The following is a 16,913-nucleotide window of genomic DNA, read 5'->3' as shown; positions in this document are numbered from 1 at the left end:
GACGTAGCCAAACATATGGTGCATGCCTGGAACTAAGGCATGGAAACAGTTCGCAGCACCAAAGCCGCCGCACACTTTCGTGGCTTCGATAGCGCCATCGAAGACGCCGGCTTATCCGGCCCGCGCAAACCCGAACGCAGCAGAGAAGTGATTGGCCGCTCCGAATTGCTGGCGAAGAGGCGCAGACCATCGCCACAGCAACCCAATACTCGCGCGACAGGCCAACGAACATCAGGCGACTGAACAGTGAGCCGAATAGGCTCGCTATTCGGCTCACTGGTTAACAATTCACACCAAGGGCCTGTTCTGGATCTGGCAACAGACCGATTGGCCGCACTCCAGCTGGAGTGCGCTCGCGGGTTCAAGATCCAGTTGACTCACGTTCTTTTGGACAGTCTGCTGCGTACCAGCAGACTGTCCACGCGCCTATATCTACATGATCGGTAGCGTATAGCTGAGGATCAGTCGATTCTGATCAATGTCATTGCCACCGCTACTGCGGTAAGTGCCATTGCGCCACCTGACTGCGAAGTTCTTCAACGCCCCGCTCTGGAAGGCATAGCCAATGTCGGAATTGCGCTCCCACTCCTTGGCGCCACTACCAGCTCGCTCAAAGCCATCCCCACGCACATAGCGGGTCATAAAGGTCAGACCGGGGATGCCCAAGGCGGCAAAGTCGAAGCTGTAGCGAGCCTGCCAGGATTTTTCGCCTGGGTTGGCGAAATCAGGCGAGAGCATGACGTAGTTGACCAGAAAGGCATCGGTGCCATTGATGGTGGGAAAGCCTGTGCCACCATTAACTTTCTGATAAGCCATGCTGACGGCGTGCCCCGAAAGGCTATAGGTGAACATTGCACCCCAGACAGTGTTGTCGACATTAGTGGCGCCATCGTCGGTGGAGCGGGCATAGCGCAAGTCGCTCTTTAGCGCTCCATCTCCAAGCGGGAGGCTGTGTACCACGTTCACCAGGTGCTGTTTGTAGTTGTCTTCCAGATGGCCATAGTTGTAGGAGGTGGTCAGACTCTTGTTCCAGGCGTAGCGCACGCCGGCAAAGTCGAACTGGTCGGTGAAACGGCCACCGCTGATGGCCCGGCCAGTAACGATCATCTCCTCACTGCTGCTGTCGTTTCGCAGGCTGTTGTGAGTCAGACGCCCACCGTCCAGGGTCAGCCCTTCGATTTCTTTCGACTCCACGTAGGCGCCACGAAAGGTCTGCGGCAACAGGCGCGACTCATTCGCCAGCACGGTGGGTATTTTGGGAATCAAGGTACCAATGCGCAGAGTGCTGTTCGAAACTCGTGCCTTTGCCGTCAAACCCAGCTCGCTATAGTCGTCCTGCGGGTTGCCGTCGTTATCCGCCGAGAGCAGGCCACTGTTGATCCGGTCCCGGCTGGAGTCGAGCTTGATACCGAGCATGCCAATGGCATCAACCCCTAACCCTATCGGCCCTTCGGTGAAGCCGGACTCGTATTTCAGCAGGAACCCCTGCGCCCACTCTTCACGCTTGGACTGCCTGGCGCCGGACTCACGGTAGTCACTGTTGAAGTAGAAATTGGTGAGACCGAGACTGAGTTTGCTGTCCTCGATGAAATCAGCTTGAGCTATCAAGGGCGACCCCAGCAGGGCCAGTGACAACGCGCAGGATGTGGGTTGTTTGTACATTGTTGTTCTCCCATCTGTTGTTGTGGTGGTGCGGGTAAAAAGTGCTAAGGCTGAAGGCGCTTCAAAATCAGTTGTTCAAGGTCGCCCAGGCAGTCGCTCAGAACATCACCGTCGCTGCCTGGTGGCGTGTTGAGCAGGTACAGGGTCTGGCGCGCCACCTTGGCGACCTGTAATGGAGGGCTCTTAGGCACCTGCTGCATGAGCAGGCACTGCAGCAGGTGCGCGTACTCCCTCTTCAACTCCTGCAGCTCCTGCTGCGCCCCTGCCGTCAGGTGGCGAGCCTCGGTCAGAGCGAGCAGATACCAGTGCGAATTGGCCTGGCGAAATGCCAAGTGGTGACGGAGAAAGGTCCGCAACCGTGGTGCTTCGGCCAGCCGTACCTGCATGCTGTGGATCAAGCTCTCGAAGCCCTCCTCGATCAGTTCCAGCAGCAGGGCATCCTTGCTTTCGATGTGCGCATACAGCGAGCCTGCGTGCAGGCCAACGGCCTGTCCCAGCTCACGCAGGCTGACCGCATGAAAGCCGCGCTCGGCAAATAGCTGCCTTGCCTTATCGAGCAGGAGTTCACGCGGGAGCGGCTCACGCCTGAGGACGGCTGTCATTAGGGGCCCCTAGATTTTTTCCAGAATGCGCTGGGCACGCAGGATCACCGGCAGATCGATCAGCTTGCCACTCAAGCTGATCGCGCCCACGCCACTGTGGGCCGCCACTGCCTCCATCACTTGGCGGGCCCACTGCACCTCATGCTCGGAGGGACGGAAGCCGTCGTTGATCGGTGCCACCTGCTTAGGGTGTACGCAAAGCTTGCCGGCGAAACCCTGCTGTCGGGCGCGCTGCACGTCGCTGGCGAGCAGCTCCAGGTTGGCCAGATCGATGGTCACACCATCCACTGGCGCACCAATACGTGCCATGGCCGAAGCAATCACCAGACGCGAGCGAGCGAACAGCAGCTCCTCGCCATCGCCGACGATGCCGGTATCGACCTGGAAGTCCACCGAGCCGAAGGCCAGGCACTGCACCTTCGGCGCTGCAGCGATTTGCTCGGCGTTCCAAACACCACGGGCACTCTCGACAATTGGCAGGATGCGCAGAGGCTCAGGCATGCGCTGAGCCAGAGCGGCAATCTGCGCGGCGTTCTCTGCCTTGGGCAGCGATACGCCCAACAGACCGGGAACCTCAAACAGCGAGCAGTCATCGGCGTGCCACTCGGTGTCGCTGCCATTGACGCGAACCCAGGCCTTGCCGCCAGCGTTCAGCCAGCTGCGAATAGACTCGCGGGCTTCACCCTTGCGCTCGGGGGTAACGGCATCCTCAAGGTCAAGAATCACCACATCGGCGCCTGCGGCGCAGGCTTTGTCAAAACGCTCTGGACGATCTCCAGGGACAAACAGGTACGAGCGGGCTGCCATGGCAGTTCTCCACGTTGATTGATTACAGGGATGAAAAGGTGAAGCGCAGCGGCGTCAGCCGGGATCGCCGCGCACCGAGGCTGTACCGGCGAAGCGCCAGAGCAGCAGGGCTATCAGCAGCATCAGTGCACCGAACAGCAGATAACCACTAGCCATGGATTGACTGAGGTGGGTCACGCCGGCGAATAGCGGCGGCCCCGCCACAACGCCGAAGTAGGTAAAAAACAACGTACCGCCGGTGTATTGCCCAGCCGAGCCAGCCGGAGCTAGACGAGCCACCTCAGCCAGGTACACACCGTTCCAACCGATGGCAGTGGCGCCAAACAGCATGCTGACCGCTACCACCAGGGCCATTGGCCAGCTCTGTGTGAACGCGGCCGTGAGCAGTGAAGAAATCGCCATCAAAAGGGCCAACAACGGCAGCAGTCGGCGTGGTTCCAGCCAGTGGTCTGCAACCCAGCCCCACAGCAGACGACCGACCACGCCAGCGCCCTGCGTGAGCGCGAGGATCACCCCGGCGCTGACCAGCGCCAGCCCGTAGTCTTCAGTCAGGTAGCTGACCAAATAAGTGGTCAGGCAAAGTTGCATCGCACCGAACAACAGCGAGCACAGTGCCAGGTTGCGCATGCGTGGCATGGCAAAGATCATCCGCAGCGGCTTGAACGGGTCGCGGCGCGCCTGACTGACTTGGGCATTGCGATCATCGTCGAGCCCTTCACGCACATATTGGGCAATCACTGCCATCAGCACGCAGGCCAGCGCCGCCACCAGCAGCGCTCCGCGCCAGCCCGCGACACCCACCAGACTCGGCACCAGCATGCCCGCCAGTACGCCACCGATTGGCACACCGGTTTGCTTCAAGGAAAACATGAGGCCCATCAGATGACGCGGCGTAGTGCGCGCCAGAATGTGCGAGCTGGCCGGCGTCACCGGACCATAGCCGGCCCCCAGCGCCAAAGCGCTCAACACCAGGCACCAGAGCTGACCGGCCGCCGCGATGGACAGACCGAGGCCGCACAGCAGCAGGCATACCTGGCTGATGCGGATGGCACCGTAACGCAGAATCCAGCTACCACTGAGTAGGCTGGAGACCATCGCCCCGAGGTAGATCAGCGCGACGAACAAGCCAATCAGGGCGATGCTCCCACCCAACTCGGGCAAGGCCACCGGCGCCAACACCGGCACGGTGAACGTGGCCATGGACACCAACGCCTGAATCGCCAGGGTGACCGCCAAGGCTGCGAAGCTGTTATTCACTGTTACTACCTTGCCAGATCAGGCGCTGGGCGATGGAATAGCTGAAGCGTTCGCCGGGATGCACGTTGACTGCCACTTCCAGCAATTCGTCGTTGCTACCGTAATACTTGCGCACGATATGCAGGCCCGGCGAACCCGTCTTGACCTGCAGAGCCTTTGCCGCCTCTGCATCCAGGTTCACCGCGCTGATGGTCTGGCGTACCTCTGCCATCTGCAGACCAAAACGCCGCTGCAGCAACTCGTAGATAGGCGTCTTGCCGTCACCGAAACCATCCAGTGCAGCGCCATAAGCACGCGGCACATAAACCTGCGTCCTGGCCAACGGCGCGCTGTCCCCCTCACGGTGACGCAGGCCAACAGCCATGATCCACGCCTGCCCCGGCTTGCATTCGAGCAATTCCGCCAACTCCTCATCGGCGCAGATCTCCTCGGCTGCGTTCAACTCCATACGCACGTCACGTACGTACTGATGCAGATCGGAAATACCTTCACTGGCCTGCACGTAGCGAGAAGCCACCTGGGTCGCCTTGACCCGAGTACCGACACCTTGCTGCTTGCTGATTAGCCCCAGCTCATTGAGCCGGCGAATCGCCTCCCGTACCGTGTGCCGGCTCACATTGAACTGCTTGCACAGTTCATGTTCGGTTGGCAGCAGACTGTTCAGTGGATAGCGCCCGCTCTTGATGGCGTCGACCAAGGCTTGCGCCAGCACCAGGTAGCGGGGCTGCCCACCGGACAGCAGGGAAGGTAATTCCTGATTCATCTTATCTCGCTCCAGCTTGCGTCTTGAGACCGGCGTCAGTACGCCGCAATGCGCCCAGTATCGACTGATTATGAGCACCCAAGCGAGGGGCAGGCTGGTTGGGGAGAAGCTCACCCGGGCAGCGAATTGGGCAAGCCAGCGTCTTGATCGTGCCGCGTACGGGATGCTCCACCTCGAAAATCAGTCCCTGCTCATGGGCAAACGGATTGTCCAGAGCCTGACTGACATCATTGACCGGCGCCGCCGGCACCTGCCCACCGAAATGCTTGAGCCAATAAGCCGTTGGCTGTTGCATGAGCACGGCATCGAGGTCGTCGGTCAACTGGTCGCGGTTGGCCAGGCGAGCCTTGAAGCTGCCATATTGCTCGTTGCTCGCCCATTCGGGCTTGTCGATCAACGCTGCCAGCACCGCCCAGAACTTCTCCTTGTTGCACATGATGAACATCCAACCATCCTGGGTCTTGTACAACTGGCTGGGGGTCAAAGAAGGATGTGCCGAACGCGGCGTGCGCTCGGTCTTCACACCTTCATTGAGATACCAGGTGCCCAGATAGTTGATGTTGTGCATGGCAACGTCGTACAAGCTGACGTCGACATCGCGACCGATACCCGTGGCACGCGCGCCAACCAGCGCCGAGACCAGCGCCAGGGCGGCCGTAGTGCCGGTCATCATGTCGATGATGGACAAGCCGAAGCGCGCAGGTGGTCCGCCCGGTTCGCCAGTCAGCGAGCAGTAGCCAGCCTCGGCCTGCATCAGGTAGTCGTAGCCTGGCCAGGCCTTGCGCGCGCCTTCACGGCCGTAAGCTGACAGGTGGCAGCAGACCAGTTTCGGGTTGTGCTGTTTGAGCTGTGCGTAAGTCAGCCCGAGCTTTTCTGGCAGGTCACCGCGCAGATTGTCATAGAGCGCATCGGCGGTTTTCAGCAGCTCGATCAGTTGCGCCTTCTCCTCGGGATTCTTGAGGTTGAGGGTGACGCTTTTCTTGTTACGGTTGAAGGACTGATAGAAATGGCTGTCGCCTTCCTCGAAGAAATACGGGCCGACATGACGCCCGATCTCGCCGCCATCGGCTGGGTTCTCGATCTTGATCACCTCGGCCCCCAGATCCGCCAGATGCTGGGTACCGAACGGGCCGGCGCCGTATTGCTCAACGGCAACGATGCGCACACCTTCCAAAGGCAGGCTCATACCGGATTCCTCTCGATCAGTTGCTTGGCGATGATGATGCGTTGCAGCTCGTTGGTGCCCTCACCAATAGTCAGCAGCGGTGCATCGCGATAAAGCCGTTCGACGTTGTATTCCTTCGAGTAGCCGTAACCGCCGTGAATACGCATGGACTCCATGGCATTTTCCACTGCAGCCTCGGTGGCCAAGTACTTGGCCATGCCGGCCTCCATGTCACAGCGTTCGCCCCTGTCGTAGGCCTTGGCCGCGGACTCGGTGAGCAACCGCGCAGCCTCTACACGGGTGGCCATTTCACCGAGCTTGAGCTGGATCGCCTGGTGCTCGCAGATCGGCTTGCCAAAGGTCTTGCGCACCTGCGAGTAGCTGACGGCCTCGTTCAGCGCAGCGCGCGCTACACCGACACCCCGGGCGGCGACATTAATGCGGCCCAGCTCCAGGCCCGACAGCACCTGCTTGAGGCCGACGCCCTCGACCCCACCAATCAGACAATCGACCGGCACCTTGAAGTTTTCGAACACCAGTTCGCAGGTATCGATGCCCTTGTAGCCAAGCTTCTCCAGCTTTCGGGCGACCTTGAAGCCCGGACCTTTTTCGGCGATCAGCCAGCTCATACCCTTGTGCCGTGGTTCGGCAGTCGGGTCAGTCTTCACCAGCAGGGCCACCACTCCGCCGTGCAGGCTGTTAGTGATCCAGGTCTTGGCACCGTTGACGACGTAGTGATCACCCTCACGCCGTGCGGTGGTGCGGATAGCCTGCAGGTCGGTACCCGCATCCGGCTCAGTGAAACCGACCGCACCGCGTAATTCACCACTGGCCATACGTGGCAGGAAACGCTGCTTCTGCTGCTCGGTGCCGTGGCGTTGAATCGCCGACGCCATGATCAGGTGTGAATTGATGATCCCGGACAACGACATCCAGGTGCAGGAGATACGCTCGACGATCTTTGCGTAGGTGGCGGTGGACAGGCCAAGGCCGCCGTACTCCGAATCAATGATGCAGCCGAACAGGCCCATGGCCTTCATCTTCTCGACCATCTCCTCCGGGTAAATGTCGTTTTTCTCCAACTCGTGGACGAAGGGCTTGGCTTCGGTTTCCAGAAAGCGATCCAGAGCGTCGAGGATCATGCTTTCCTGCTCGTCATATTCGTTCATCAAAGTGTCTCCCAATTGTTCTTGTAAGGGTCAGGCTGCGGAGGCCAGGGTGCGCGACAGCGCACGAGCGCTGCCGTTGTCGAGATTGAGTACGGCATCGAGAATTGCCTGGGCACGCTGTGGCGCGACGGCGGTCAGGGCGTTCTCGAGGAATTTGGCGACAATGTCGTCGCTGGACAGCGGACGATCGGCGGCTCCGCGATTGATCGCCTCGCGATGGCGCAGCTCGCGACCATCCTTGAGCGTGACGATCACCTCGCCGGAATAGTGGCGCGGGAAGCCGGAATCGGGGTCGACCTGATAGTGCACCTTATACATCAGCGCCAATGCCGCAGGGTCGGCGAAAGCCTCCGGCTCCAGATCCGGTAAGCCAAAGCGCCCACGCAACAAGCCACTGGCAATGGCGTAGTGCACGCTGAACTGCGCTTCGTAGCTGTTCGCTGGTTTGCGCTTGGCCACCTCCGGCTCGCAGACAATGCCAACGGTTTCATTGGGGACCAATGCAGTGATACGCACGATGTCTTCTGGACACACACCCTGGCCATGCAGGATCACTGCAGCATCGGCCACGCCGTGGGTGAAATGGCAGGCCGGCACCGGTTTAACCGCCACTTCGCCGACTTCCCAGACGCTACCTAGATCGGCTGTGGCCAAGGCGTAGTCACATTCAGCCTCACGCTCGCCCAAGTGGCTTTTGAACAGACCGAAGCGGCCTTCGTACACAGCCTTGGGCCCGGTAAATCCATGGCGCGCCAGGGTCGCAGCGGTCAGCCCGCCCACCGCGGCCCAACCCGGATGCATGCGCTTGGTCCAGGCACCATCCTCGAGAAACTCCAGGCTGCCGGAGGCCGTGCTCAGGGCAATGCCCTGGGTCATCGCCAATTGCGCGGCGGTTTGATTCTGCAACTTGCCAGCGATCAAAGCGCAGCCGAAGGTGCCGACCAGCCCGGTAGGGTGAAAACCGACCTGGTGAAACCCGCCTCTGGCCACGGCACCGACGCGGGTCGCCACCTCCATCCCGAGGATGTATGCGGTCAACAGGTCGCGCCCGCTGCTCTGGTATTTGGCGGCAATGCCCAGGGCTGCGGGAAAGCAACTGGCGGTGGCATGGATCACCCCACGCCCATGGGTGTCGTCATAGTCCAGGCCATGCACCAGCGTAGCGTTGAGCAGCATGGCATCGCGCAGCGATAGCTTGGCACCGAAACCGATTACGTCGCTGTCGCCCTCCCCCAGCTCTCGAGCCGCCGACAAGGTGCGCTGAGCGAACTCGTAACGGGTCGAGGCCAGAGCGATGCCCACTGCATCGAGAATCAGATGCTTGGCACGCTGGCGGGCAACCTCGGGGATCGACTCGTAGCGCAGCTCGGCAGCGAACTGCGCCAGGCTCAAGGCAATGTTTGTATCCGCGGAGGCATTCATTATTGTTGTCCTCAATTGACCAGCGTCAGAGAGATAGCCGGAATGAAGGTGATCAGCGCGAGGCCCAGAAGGCGCACGCCATAGAACGGCAGAACACCGCGCGCCACCTCATGCACCGGCTGCTTGGAGATACCGGCCATGACGAACAGGTTGAGGCCAATAGGTGGCGTCAGCGTGGCAATCTCGACGTTGGCCACCATGATCACGGCGAAGTGAATCGGATTGATGCCCAAGTGGGTGGCAATCGGAAACAGCAACGGCGCAGTAAGCACGATCAGGGCGATGCCATCGAGGAACATGCCCAGGATCAGCAAGATGATGTTGACCAGGATCAGGAACTGCCAAGGGCTCAACTCCATGGCCCCCACCAGCTCGACCAGACTGGCCGAAACCCCCATCCGGGCCAGGGCAAAGCCCACCAGGCTGCCCCCCATGACCACGGCAAAGATCATGGTGGTCTGCAGCAACGAATCACGCGCGGCCTCCCAGACACCGCCAAGCGTGACGCTGCGGTACACCAGCAAGCAGAGGATCGCTGCATAGGCCGCCGCGAATGCCGATACTTCGGTAGGAGTCAGGTAGCCGGTGTAGATGCTGCCCAGAATCAGCACCGGCATCATCAGTGCCGCACCTGCGCCGGGTAGCCGCCGACTGAAGGCCTTCCAATCGGCGCGCTGGACCTGGGCGCCATAGCCATTGCGCCGAGAGAAGAACATCACCGCAAGCATCAGCAGACAGGCTTCCATCAGCCCCGGCAGAACACCGGCGATGAACAATTGATCAACCGGCAGCCCGACGATAGAACCGATCAGGATGAACCCGAGAGAGGGTGGAATCATCAAGCCAAGGGTGCCGCCCACCGCAACAATGGCGGCAGAGAAACGTGGCGGATAGTTTTCCTTGGTCAGCCCGCCAACGGTCGAGGCACCGATAGCAGCAGCCGAACCCACGCTGGAACCAGAGACTGCTGCGAAGAACACACTCGCGATCATCGCCGTCAGCGCCAGACCGCCGCGTACGGCTTGCACCACACTCCCAACCAACTTGATCAGCAGATCAGCGATATTGCCGCGCATCATCAGGTTGCCGGCCAAAACGAACATCGGAATGGCCATCAGCGGATAGCTATTGACCGACTTGAAGGCGGTCTGGGCGATCACCGTGGTCGGCACACCGGCAACGAATAGAATAAGCCCGGTAGTGACAAGCCCCAGTGCCACGGCGACATGCGTGCCGATGGCGAGAAATGCCAACATCACCAGCAGAGCGGTAAACATCAACATAGTGACCTCCTAGAGCTTCGAGCCGTTGATCTCACCATTGCCAAACGGATCGCCACCCTTCAGGGCAGTGACCAGACAGCGCAGGTAGTAGGTGAGAAACAGCAGGGCACCAAGCGGCATCACGAGAAATAGAAACCACAGCGGCAGGTCGAGGTTGGACTCGGTCATCATGCCCATCGTGTAGTAACGATGAACCTGGGGCAGCGAGGCATAGAACAGCAAGCCGCAGAAGGCGATGCCCGCCAAGCTCGAGGCCACATGGCAGATAGACTTCAAGCGTGGGCTCAGGCGCTCCACCAGCAGCTCGGTGCGTATGTGATTGCCTGCATTACCTGCTACGCCAAGGGTCAAGAAGAATGCCCAGATCATCAGGTAACGCACACTCTCCTCGGCCCAGAACGCGCTGCTGTCGAAGGCAGCCCTGGAGATACCTTCAAACAGCATGATCGCCGTGGAGACGAGAAACATCACCGTAGCCACATTGAGCAGCACCTTGCGCTCGAAAAACTGCCAGAAGTTGCGTTCTGACTTGGCCTGCCGCAACGGCACCGCGGTCGTCTGCAGGCTCATCACAAGCACCTCTTCTCGATCGCATCCATGGCTGGCAGCACATCCGGATGCGCCTCGGCGAAGGTTTTCTTGCTCTTCTCGGCGATCTGCTCGTAAGCCTTGGTTTCTTCAGCGGTGGCCTGGGTAAAGGTCGCCCCACCTGCAACCATCTTGTCGATCAGCTTCTGATCCTCAACAACCACTTCCTTCCATTGTTTGGCACTGATCTCGTCCATGCTGCTGGTGATGGCGTCCTGCTCAGGCTCGCTCAACCCGTCGAACCAGGACTTGTCGACGACAACCGCATAGGTGGTCAACGAAAAGCTCGGTACGTAGTAGGCATACTTGCCGGTCTGCCCGATCATTTCGGCCCAGCCGCCGGCAGAGGTGAATACGCCATCAATGGCGCCCTGCCCCAATGCCGTGCTCATTTCCGAGGCCGGCATCGACACCGGGCTAGCCGCAAGACCGCGAATGGTGTCAAGGAACACCCGGCCGCCGATGACGCGAATCTTCGTACCCTTGAAATCGGCCATCTGCCGCACATCACGCTTACTCATGATGAAAAACAGATCGGCCGCCCGCAGCAGGCCCAGTATCTTCAGCTGACGAGGCTCCACATAGGACGACATCAGCTCGGTCAGCCCCTTGGCGTAGCACTGATTGTTCATCAGCTCATCAGTGAGGGTGAACGGCAGGTTGATAGCGCCCAGGCGTGGGTCGATGGTCTCGATGCGTACCGATACAGGCCATACCATCTGCACGGCCCCTGTACCGAGTGCGGCCAGCGCATCCTGATCGTTGTATAGCTGAGACGCGGGGAACACCTTGACGTCGATCTCGCCACTGGTGCGCTCGCCCACCCGCTCAGCGAACTCATTCATGTAGCCGGTTTTCCAGTGACTGGCAGCCACCTCATTAGGCAGCACCAACTCGGCGGCGATGCTGGCGGAAGACAGTGTCGCGAAGGTACAGGTTGCGGCGCAGGCCGCGATGACGCGCTTTAGCATGGACATGGTATTTCCTCGTATTTGTTCTTGTTGAGGAACGGCAGTACAGCATTAGCGAAGTGAGCTTGTTTGCCGGTCTATTGAGCTAGAGCCGCACAAGGTGAAAACGTGGGAAACCAGGCAAGTCGCGAGCGACTTAACAACTCCGTTTTCAACACCCTGTGGCGGATGCGCAGCAAATCGGTGTCAGTAGTTGGCGGCCTCGTCGAGGGTATTGCCCTCTCTCTTCTGGATCAGCACATTGCGCTCAAAGGTCATGAACACCGTACCGTCGGCCTTGGTGCCGGTGGTTTTGACGCTGATGATCCCCTGGTTTGGTCGCGACTTGGACTCACGTTTGTCGAGCACTTCGGACATCGCATAGATGGTGTCGCCAGGGAATACCGGTGCAGTCAGGCGGATATCGCTCCAACCCAGGTTGGCAATGGCCTTGCCGCTGACATCCGGCACCGTCATGCCCAGCACGATGGCCACCGTCAGACCGCTATTGACCAAAGGCTTGCCGAACTCGCTCTTCGCCGCATAAGCCGCATCGCAATGCATCGGGTGCAGGTTCATGGTCAACAGGGAAAACTGGATGTTGTCGGTTTCGGTGATGGTTCGCCCCGGACGATGCTCATAGATGTCGCCGACTTCGAAATCCTCGAAGTAGCGACCGATCTGTCCGCGGTAGCGCTGCGCACCAATCTGCTTGACGCTCATAAGTGGAACTCCTTCTTGTTGTTTGGCGATTCGAGATCGCATGGTTATCAGGTTGTCCGGACAACAGGATAGGAGACGAAAAATATTCCTGTCAAGCGCCTGCCTGCCAGATAAATGCCTATCGTTGTTCGATTGCTATGGCCACCGGGTATCAGCGCCGCGCAATCTCAGGCCCTGACCAAGGTTTCCAAAGCCGTCGCATCGCTCCAACTGAGCAGCTTGCTGAAAAAGGACTACATCGAGCGATTGCTCGATAGCGGGCGCAGCACGAGCACCGGGGCCGAGATCAACAGCCTCTGGTCGTAAGACCATGGTCGCGATCTCTTGAGTGATTGAAAGCAATTAGCCATTATCCAGATCAGTGCCAGGCAATTGGATTTCGGTACGCCTGCTCGCTCGTACAACGAGTGCCACCCAAGCGGCTTTGCTCACGGAAGAAAATATGGACGTCGGCCTCATTCTTCGCCCGCTTATAGACAGCCTGTTCTGGCTGATCCCGGCAGTACTGCTGATCGGCCTGCTCAAATCGCCCTGGGCCAAGGGGCAGATCGGTGAACTGCTGGTACGCCTGTTCGCCCACTGGCAGCTGGATAAGCAGACCTATCGCCGCCTGCACAACGTCACCCTGAACACGCCAGACGGCACCACGCAGATCGACCACGTATTTCTCTCGCCCTACGGCATCTTCGTGCTCGAAACGAAGAACATGAGCGGCTGGATCTTCGGCAGCGAGAAACAGGCGCAGTGGACGCAGAAGTTTCCCAAACGCAGCATCAAATTCCAGAACCCGCTGCGGCAGAACTACAAGCACCTCAAAGCCCTGGAAGCCACCCTTGGCGTTAACCCCGAGCACCTGCACTCGGTCATCACCTTTGTCGGCGGCAGCACCTTCAAGACCGAAGTGCCGGCCAACGTGACCCAAGGCATCGGCTTTATCCGCTATATCCAGTCATTCCAGCAGGCGGTATTCAGCGAGGCTGAGGTCGACGCCATGCTGCACACCCTGCAAACCGGCCGCCGCGCACCGACCCTCGCCACACATCGCGAACATGTGCAGAACCTTAAGCGCCGGAGTGATCCGACAGCCGAGCGGCAATGCCCAAAATGCGGTAATGCGCTGCTGATTCGTACTGTGAAATCGGGTGCGAAGGCGGGGCAGCAGTTCTGGGGTTGCTCAGCGTTTCCCAAGTGCAGAACGATGCAAAGCTTATAGATACAAGGGGCAGCGAAGAATCGTGCTCTGCCCCCCAAATACCTTAATCGTCGTAGCAGTCCGACAGCCGAGCGGAGTTACCCCAAACGCAAGGACTCCGCTCCTTGGAGCATACGCTCAAAATAATTAACGAATAGCGAGAACTTAATGTTAAGAATCCCCACACGAATCAAAACGCTTCTTGAGAAAAATCCAGGTCTACAAGGGCTTGTATTATCGAGCATATCCAACCTAGACGCATGGATCAGTGATAACAAGACCGTATTTTTCCCAGAATACACTGATCACGGATTCACACACCTAAACGAAGTACTACTAACTGCAGACAGTATAATTACCGACGAAAGCTGGCCACACTTAACCCCTCAAGACTCAGCAGCGATGATTATGTCTGTCCTCCTCCATGATTGCGCAATGCACATCTCCGAGGATGGATTCTATAGCCTAATCCAAGGTACTTACCCATCAGTGAATTCGCGCTATATAGAAGAAGAGCCCAAATGGAGCACTCTTTGGTCCGAATTCACAGCAGAAGCAAAGAGATTTCACGCCAAAAAACTGATAGAACTTTTTGGAGACGACAACCCGGTTCGAGACATTCCCCAAAGTAAAATAGACCTAAGTGGCCGAGACAAATTATTGATTGGCGAGTTTATTAGACGACATCATGCACGGCTTGCACATGAAATTGCCTTCAACGGCGTCCCAGGATGCAATGGCAACGTAATAAAACTACCTGAAGAACCAGAGACTGGCTTCCTAGATTTATGTGGCTTCATAGCTCGCAGCCACAACATGAGCCTCCGCAGCGCTACTGACAAACTTGAAAATAACAAAAAACAAGTCCACCTCAACACTCACACGCCTTTCGTTATGCTGGTGCTTCGCATCTCAGACTACATCCAGATCCATTCCGAGAGAGCTCCCAAGAAGCTCTTAAGCATCAAAGGGCTGGTTAGCCCAATATCAACTGGCGAGTGGAAAAAGCATGATGCCGTAATTGAAATAAACCAAGCCCACACCGACCCTGAAGCCATATATATCGACGCCGAACCTAGTGACGCCATAACATTTAAATCACTGACAGCTTTATTTTCAGGCATCCAGCAAGAACTAGATATGTCCTGGTCTGTCCTAGGAGAAATATATGGAAGATATGAACCGCTATGTGAGCTTGGAATAACCATTCGCCGAATCAGGTCATCCCTTGATGACATCAACGCCTTCACGGCCAGCAAAAAACCTAAATACATACCTAAGGTACTTACGTTCAGAACGGCCGATGCGGAAATGATGGAACTACTGATAGTCCCACTTTACGGAAACAACCCTGAAGTAGGCATTAGAGAGCTAATGCAAAACTCAATAGACGCCTGCGTCGAATTAAAAGACCTAGTTATAAAGCAACAGGCTAAGCTAGACCCCAACATAACAGAAGATGTGACCATCACTCTATACGACAGAGGTGAAAATGGAGGAGAGCTGGTCATAGCAGACAGCGGAATAGGAATGACACTAGATGTTGTTGAGAATTTCTTCCTAAATATAGGCGCTTCTTTTAGAAATAGCGATCGCTGGAAAAAAGATCATGAAACTCAGGGACGCTCAAATGTTTACCGCACTGGGCGCTTTGGAATTGGGCTTCTAGCTGCCTACTTACTAGGCGACGAAATCAAAGTTGAGACAAGGCATATCAATGCCAACTCTAATTCTGGCCTAAAATTTAACTGCAAAAAAGGCAGCAACTCCATTGTAGTATCTAACATCGAAAAGAATTACGGAACAACAATATCTATATCCTTATCAGAGACAACCACAAAATATTTATGTAAACATCAAGACAAATGGGATTGGTTTTGCCTCGAAAGCCCGGTAGTTACAAGAAAAATCGTAACCGATAAAGAGCACACACTCCCCCAATCAAGAACCGTCCCTGGAATTGATAGTCTTCTGGACGCAAGTGATTGGCATCGCACAGCTGCACCTGGTTTTGATGACGTCATATGGACATATTCTCCGATATCAAATAGACCCATACGATACCTGCCAAATATAAGTCTAATCTGTAATGGAATCGTAATAACTGACCGCATGTCTTTAAACATGCTCTACGTCTCCGAAGATTTGGATCTGATAGATGTATCACTTCCTTCCGTGGTTGTATTCGACCAAGATGGGCGCTTACCGATAAATTTAGAGCGCACAAATCTTGTTGGGAGAGAACTCCCATTCACCAAAGAGCTAACAAACGACCTTGCACTTTTATTAGCCAAAAATATCAATCAATATATAGAAACCATTACAAACAACAACACCCAAGAAACCTTAAGCAGAATCCTTGACATGACAATGCCAGGACTCGGAAGACACTACAGCCACAATGAAGGCATTTCCAGACTTCTAGTTTGCGGGGACTCTTTACTTCCTGTCGATCTAGACCTTTTAGAGCAAGCGCAGATAAATAGCATTTTTATAGACGCCTCAAATCTAGCTAGAGGACAAGGAGCTTGGACATCTGAAGAGTTCCAAAGAATATGCACCAACTACTGGCTCGTAGACAGATTAGATAGCACCAAAGGCGGAAGATCCTCTTGGGTTAGAAAGTTTTTTGAAATAAATGAAGACCGCACAAAACTAGCGAACCTCCCCATATGCGGACGTAGGATTCTAATAAACAAACAAGACAAGGACATTATAGTATCCCCCGGGTATGTACCTAAAACATTCTGGAACCGCCTAACCATCGAATGGGAGAGCGATCAATGGGGCTTGTATAGCATAGGAAACGTCCCGGCATTCGAATGTGACCTCAATACAATCTGCAACCAACTAAAAGCTTCCTCATCCCTTGGATTCTCAATTATCTATTTGGACTGGACATCTCGCTCACAAGCTCGAGAAAAAGACAGCATATCCCCATTTGCTAAAGCATGGTTAAAAACCAACAACGAAGAGCCTCTCAAGAAAATATCTTCCAGCAAAATATTCAACTAAACGCGAGCACCTTATCACGGCAACCCAACAAAATCTGCTAAGGCTTTCCTATCAGACGGCCTTAGCAAATATTTAAAGATATCTAACCGAAAAGTCCGAAATACAATTAAAAGGAAAAAGGGAAAGATTTATTTCCTTTGTGGTACGCCGTTCTGGATTTGCCAGAGAAACAATCGGGGACAGACCACGATTACGTCAGGCTGAAATGCGACTCCAGATGACGGATTCGCTAGCATAAACCGGTGCATGAACAGATCAGCGCCCACCTGATCGCAGCCATCAGCATGGCAGGTATGAAGTAGCCCGTTGCGGGCA

General features: G+C 56.6%; 14 protein-coding genes. 2 read left to right on the top strand and 12 right to left on the bottom strand.

Annotated elements, in window-relative coordinates; translation table 11 throughout:
• Window positions 1-432 precede the first annotated feature (432 nt).
• The 12 genes from EGJ86_RS09160 to EGJ86_RS09105 form a co-directional block, all read right to left on the bottom strand.
• Window positions 433-1,662 (bottom strand): OprD family porin, encoded by a 1,230-nt coding sequence (locus EGJ86_RS09160; RefSeq protein ID WP_125834874.1) that lies wholly within the window; start codon window positions 1,660-1,662, stop codon window positions 433-435.
• A gap of 44 nt (window positions 1,663-1,706) precedes the next feature.
• Window positions 1,707-2,264, bottom strand: a complete 558-nt coding sequence (locus EGJ86_RS09155) for a TetR/AcrR family transcriptional regulator (protein ID WP_125834873.1) — start codon at window positions 2,262-2,264, stop codon at window positions 1,707-1,709.
• A gap of 9 nt (window positions 2,265-2,273) precedes the next feature.
• Window positions 2,274-3,071 carry a CoA ester lyase gene (locus tag EGJ86_RS09150; RefSeq protein WP_125834872.1) on the bottom strand — a complete coding sequence of 266 codons (798 nt, stop codon included), beginning with the start codon at window positions 3,069-3,071 and terminating at the stop codon, window positions 2,274-2,276.
• A gap of 54 nt (window positions 3,072-3,125) precedes the next feature.
• Window positions 3,126-4,328 (bottom strand): MFS transporter, encoded by a 1,203-nt coding sequence (locus EGJ86_RS09145; RefSeq protein WP_256672395.1) that lies wholly within the window; start codon window positions 4,326-4,328, stop codon window positions 3,126-3,128.
• Window positions 4,321-5,091 carry a GntR family transcriptional regulator gene (locus EGJ86_RS09140; protein WP_125834871.1) on the bottom strand — a complete coding sequence of 257 codons (771 nt, stop codon included), beginning with the start codon at window positions 5,089-5,091 and terminating at the stop codon, window positions 4,321-4,323. The genes EGJ86_RS09145 and EGJ86_RS09140 overlap by 8 nt, the downstream gene beginning before the upstream one ends.
• A gap of 1 nt (window position 5,092) precedes the next feature.
• Complete coding sequence (locus tag EGJ86_RS09135) at window positions 5,093-6,277, bottom strand: CaiB/BaiF CoA-transferase family protein (protein ID WP_125834870.1); 1,185 nt, start codon at window positions 6,275-6,277, stop codon at window positions 5,093-5,095.
• Window positions 6,274-7,425, bottom strand: coding sequence for an acyl-CoA dehydrogenase family protein (locus EGJ86_RS09130; RefSeq protein ID WP_125834869.1), 1,152 nt, complete (start codon window positions 7,423-7,425; stop codon window positions 6,274-6,276). The genes EGJ86_RS09135 and EGJ86_RS09130 overlap by 4 nt, the downstream gene beginning before the upstream one ends.
• 30 nt (window positions 7,426-7,455) lie before the next feature.
• The gene (locus tag EGJ86_RS09125) at window positions 7,456-8,847 is read right to left on the bottom strand and encodes an MmgE/PrpD family protein (RefSeq protein ID WP_125834868.1); all 1,392 of its coding nucleotides are present in this window, start codon (window positions 8,845-8,847) and stop codon (window positions 7,456-7,458) included.
• Between the two features lie 11 nt (window positions 8,848-8,858).
• The gene (locus EGJ86_RS09120) at window positions 8,859-10,130 is read right to left on the bottom strand and encodes a TRAP transporter large permease (RefSeq protein WP_125834867.1); all 1,272 of its coding nucleotides are present in this window, start codon (window positions 10,128-10,130) and stop codon (window positions 8,859-8,861) included.
• Window positions 10,131-10,139: 9 nt separating this feature from the next.
• On the bottom strand, window positions 10,140-10,700 hold the full coding sequence (locus tag EGJ86_RS09115) for a TRAP transporter small permease (RefSeq protein WP_125834920.1): 561 nt from the start codon (window positions 10,698-10,700) through the stop codon (window positions 10,140-10,142).
• A complete protein-coding gene (gene dctP / locus EGJ86_RS09110) occupies window positions 10,700-11,695 on the bottom strand; it encodes a TRAP transporter substrate-binding protein DctP (RefSeq protein WP_125834866.1) in 996 nt (331 codons plus the stop codon). The genes EGJ86_RS09115 and dctP overlap by 1 nt, the downstream gene beginning before the upstream one ends.
• 180 nt (window positions 11,696-11,875) lie before the next feature.
• On the bottom strand, window positions 11,876-12,391 hold the full coding sequence (locus tag EGJ86_RS09105) for a MaoC family dehydratase (RefSeq protein ID WP_125834865.1): 516 nt from the start codon (window positions 12,389-12,391) through the stop codon (window positions 11,876-11,878).
• Window positions 12,392-12,833: 442 nt separating this feature from the next.
• On the opposite strand from EGJ86_RS09105, the gene EGJ86_RS09100 reads away from it, so the two are divergent.
• Complete coding sequence (locus EGJ86_RS09100) at window positions 12,834-13,604, top strand: nuclease-related domain-containing protein (protein ID WP_125834864.1); 771 nt, start codon at window positions 12,834-12,836, stop codon at window positions 13,602-13,604.
• 147 nt (window positions 13,605-13,751) lie between these two features.
• Window positions 13,752-16,598 carry an ATP-binding protein gene (locus EGJ86_RS09095; protein ID WP_125834863.1) on the top strand — a complete coding sequence of 949 codons (2,847 nt, stop codon included), beginning with the start codon at window positions 13,752-13,754 and terminating at the stop codon, window positions 16,596-16,598.
• The last annotated feature ends 315 nt before the right edge of the window (window positions 16,599-16,913 follow it).

The organism is Pseudomonas sp. o96-267 (genome assembly GCF_003935465.1).
Lineage (GTDB): Bacteria > Pseudomonadota > Gammaproteobacteria > Pseudomonadales > Pseudomonadaceae > Aquipseudomonas > Aquipseudomonas sediminis.
The sequence above is the reverse complement of the archived record's forward strand: the minus strand, read 5'-3'. Positions and strand labels throughout refer to the sequence as shown.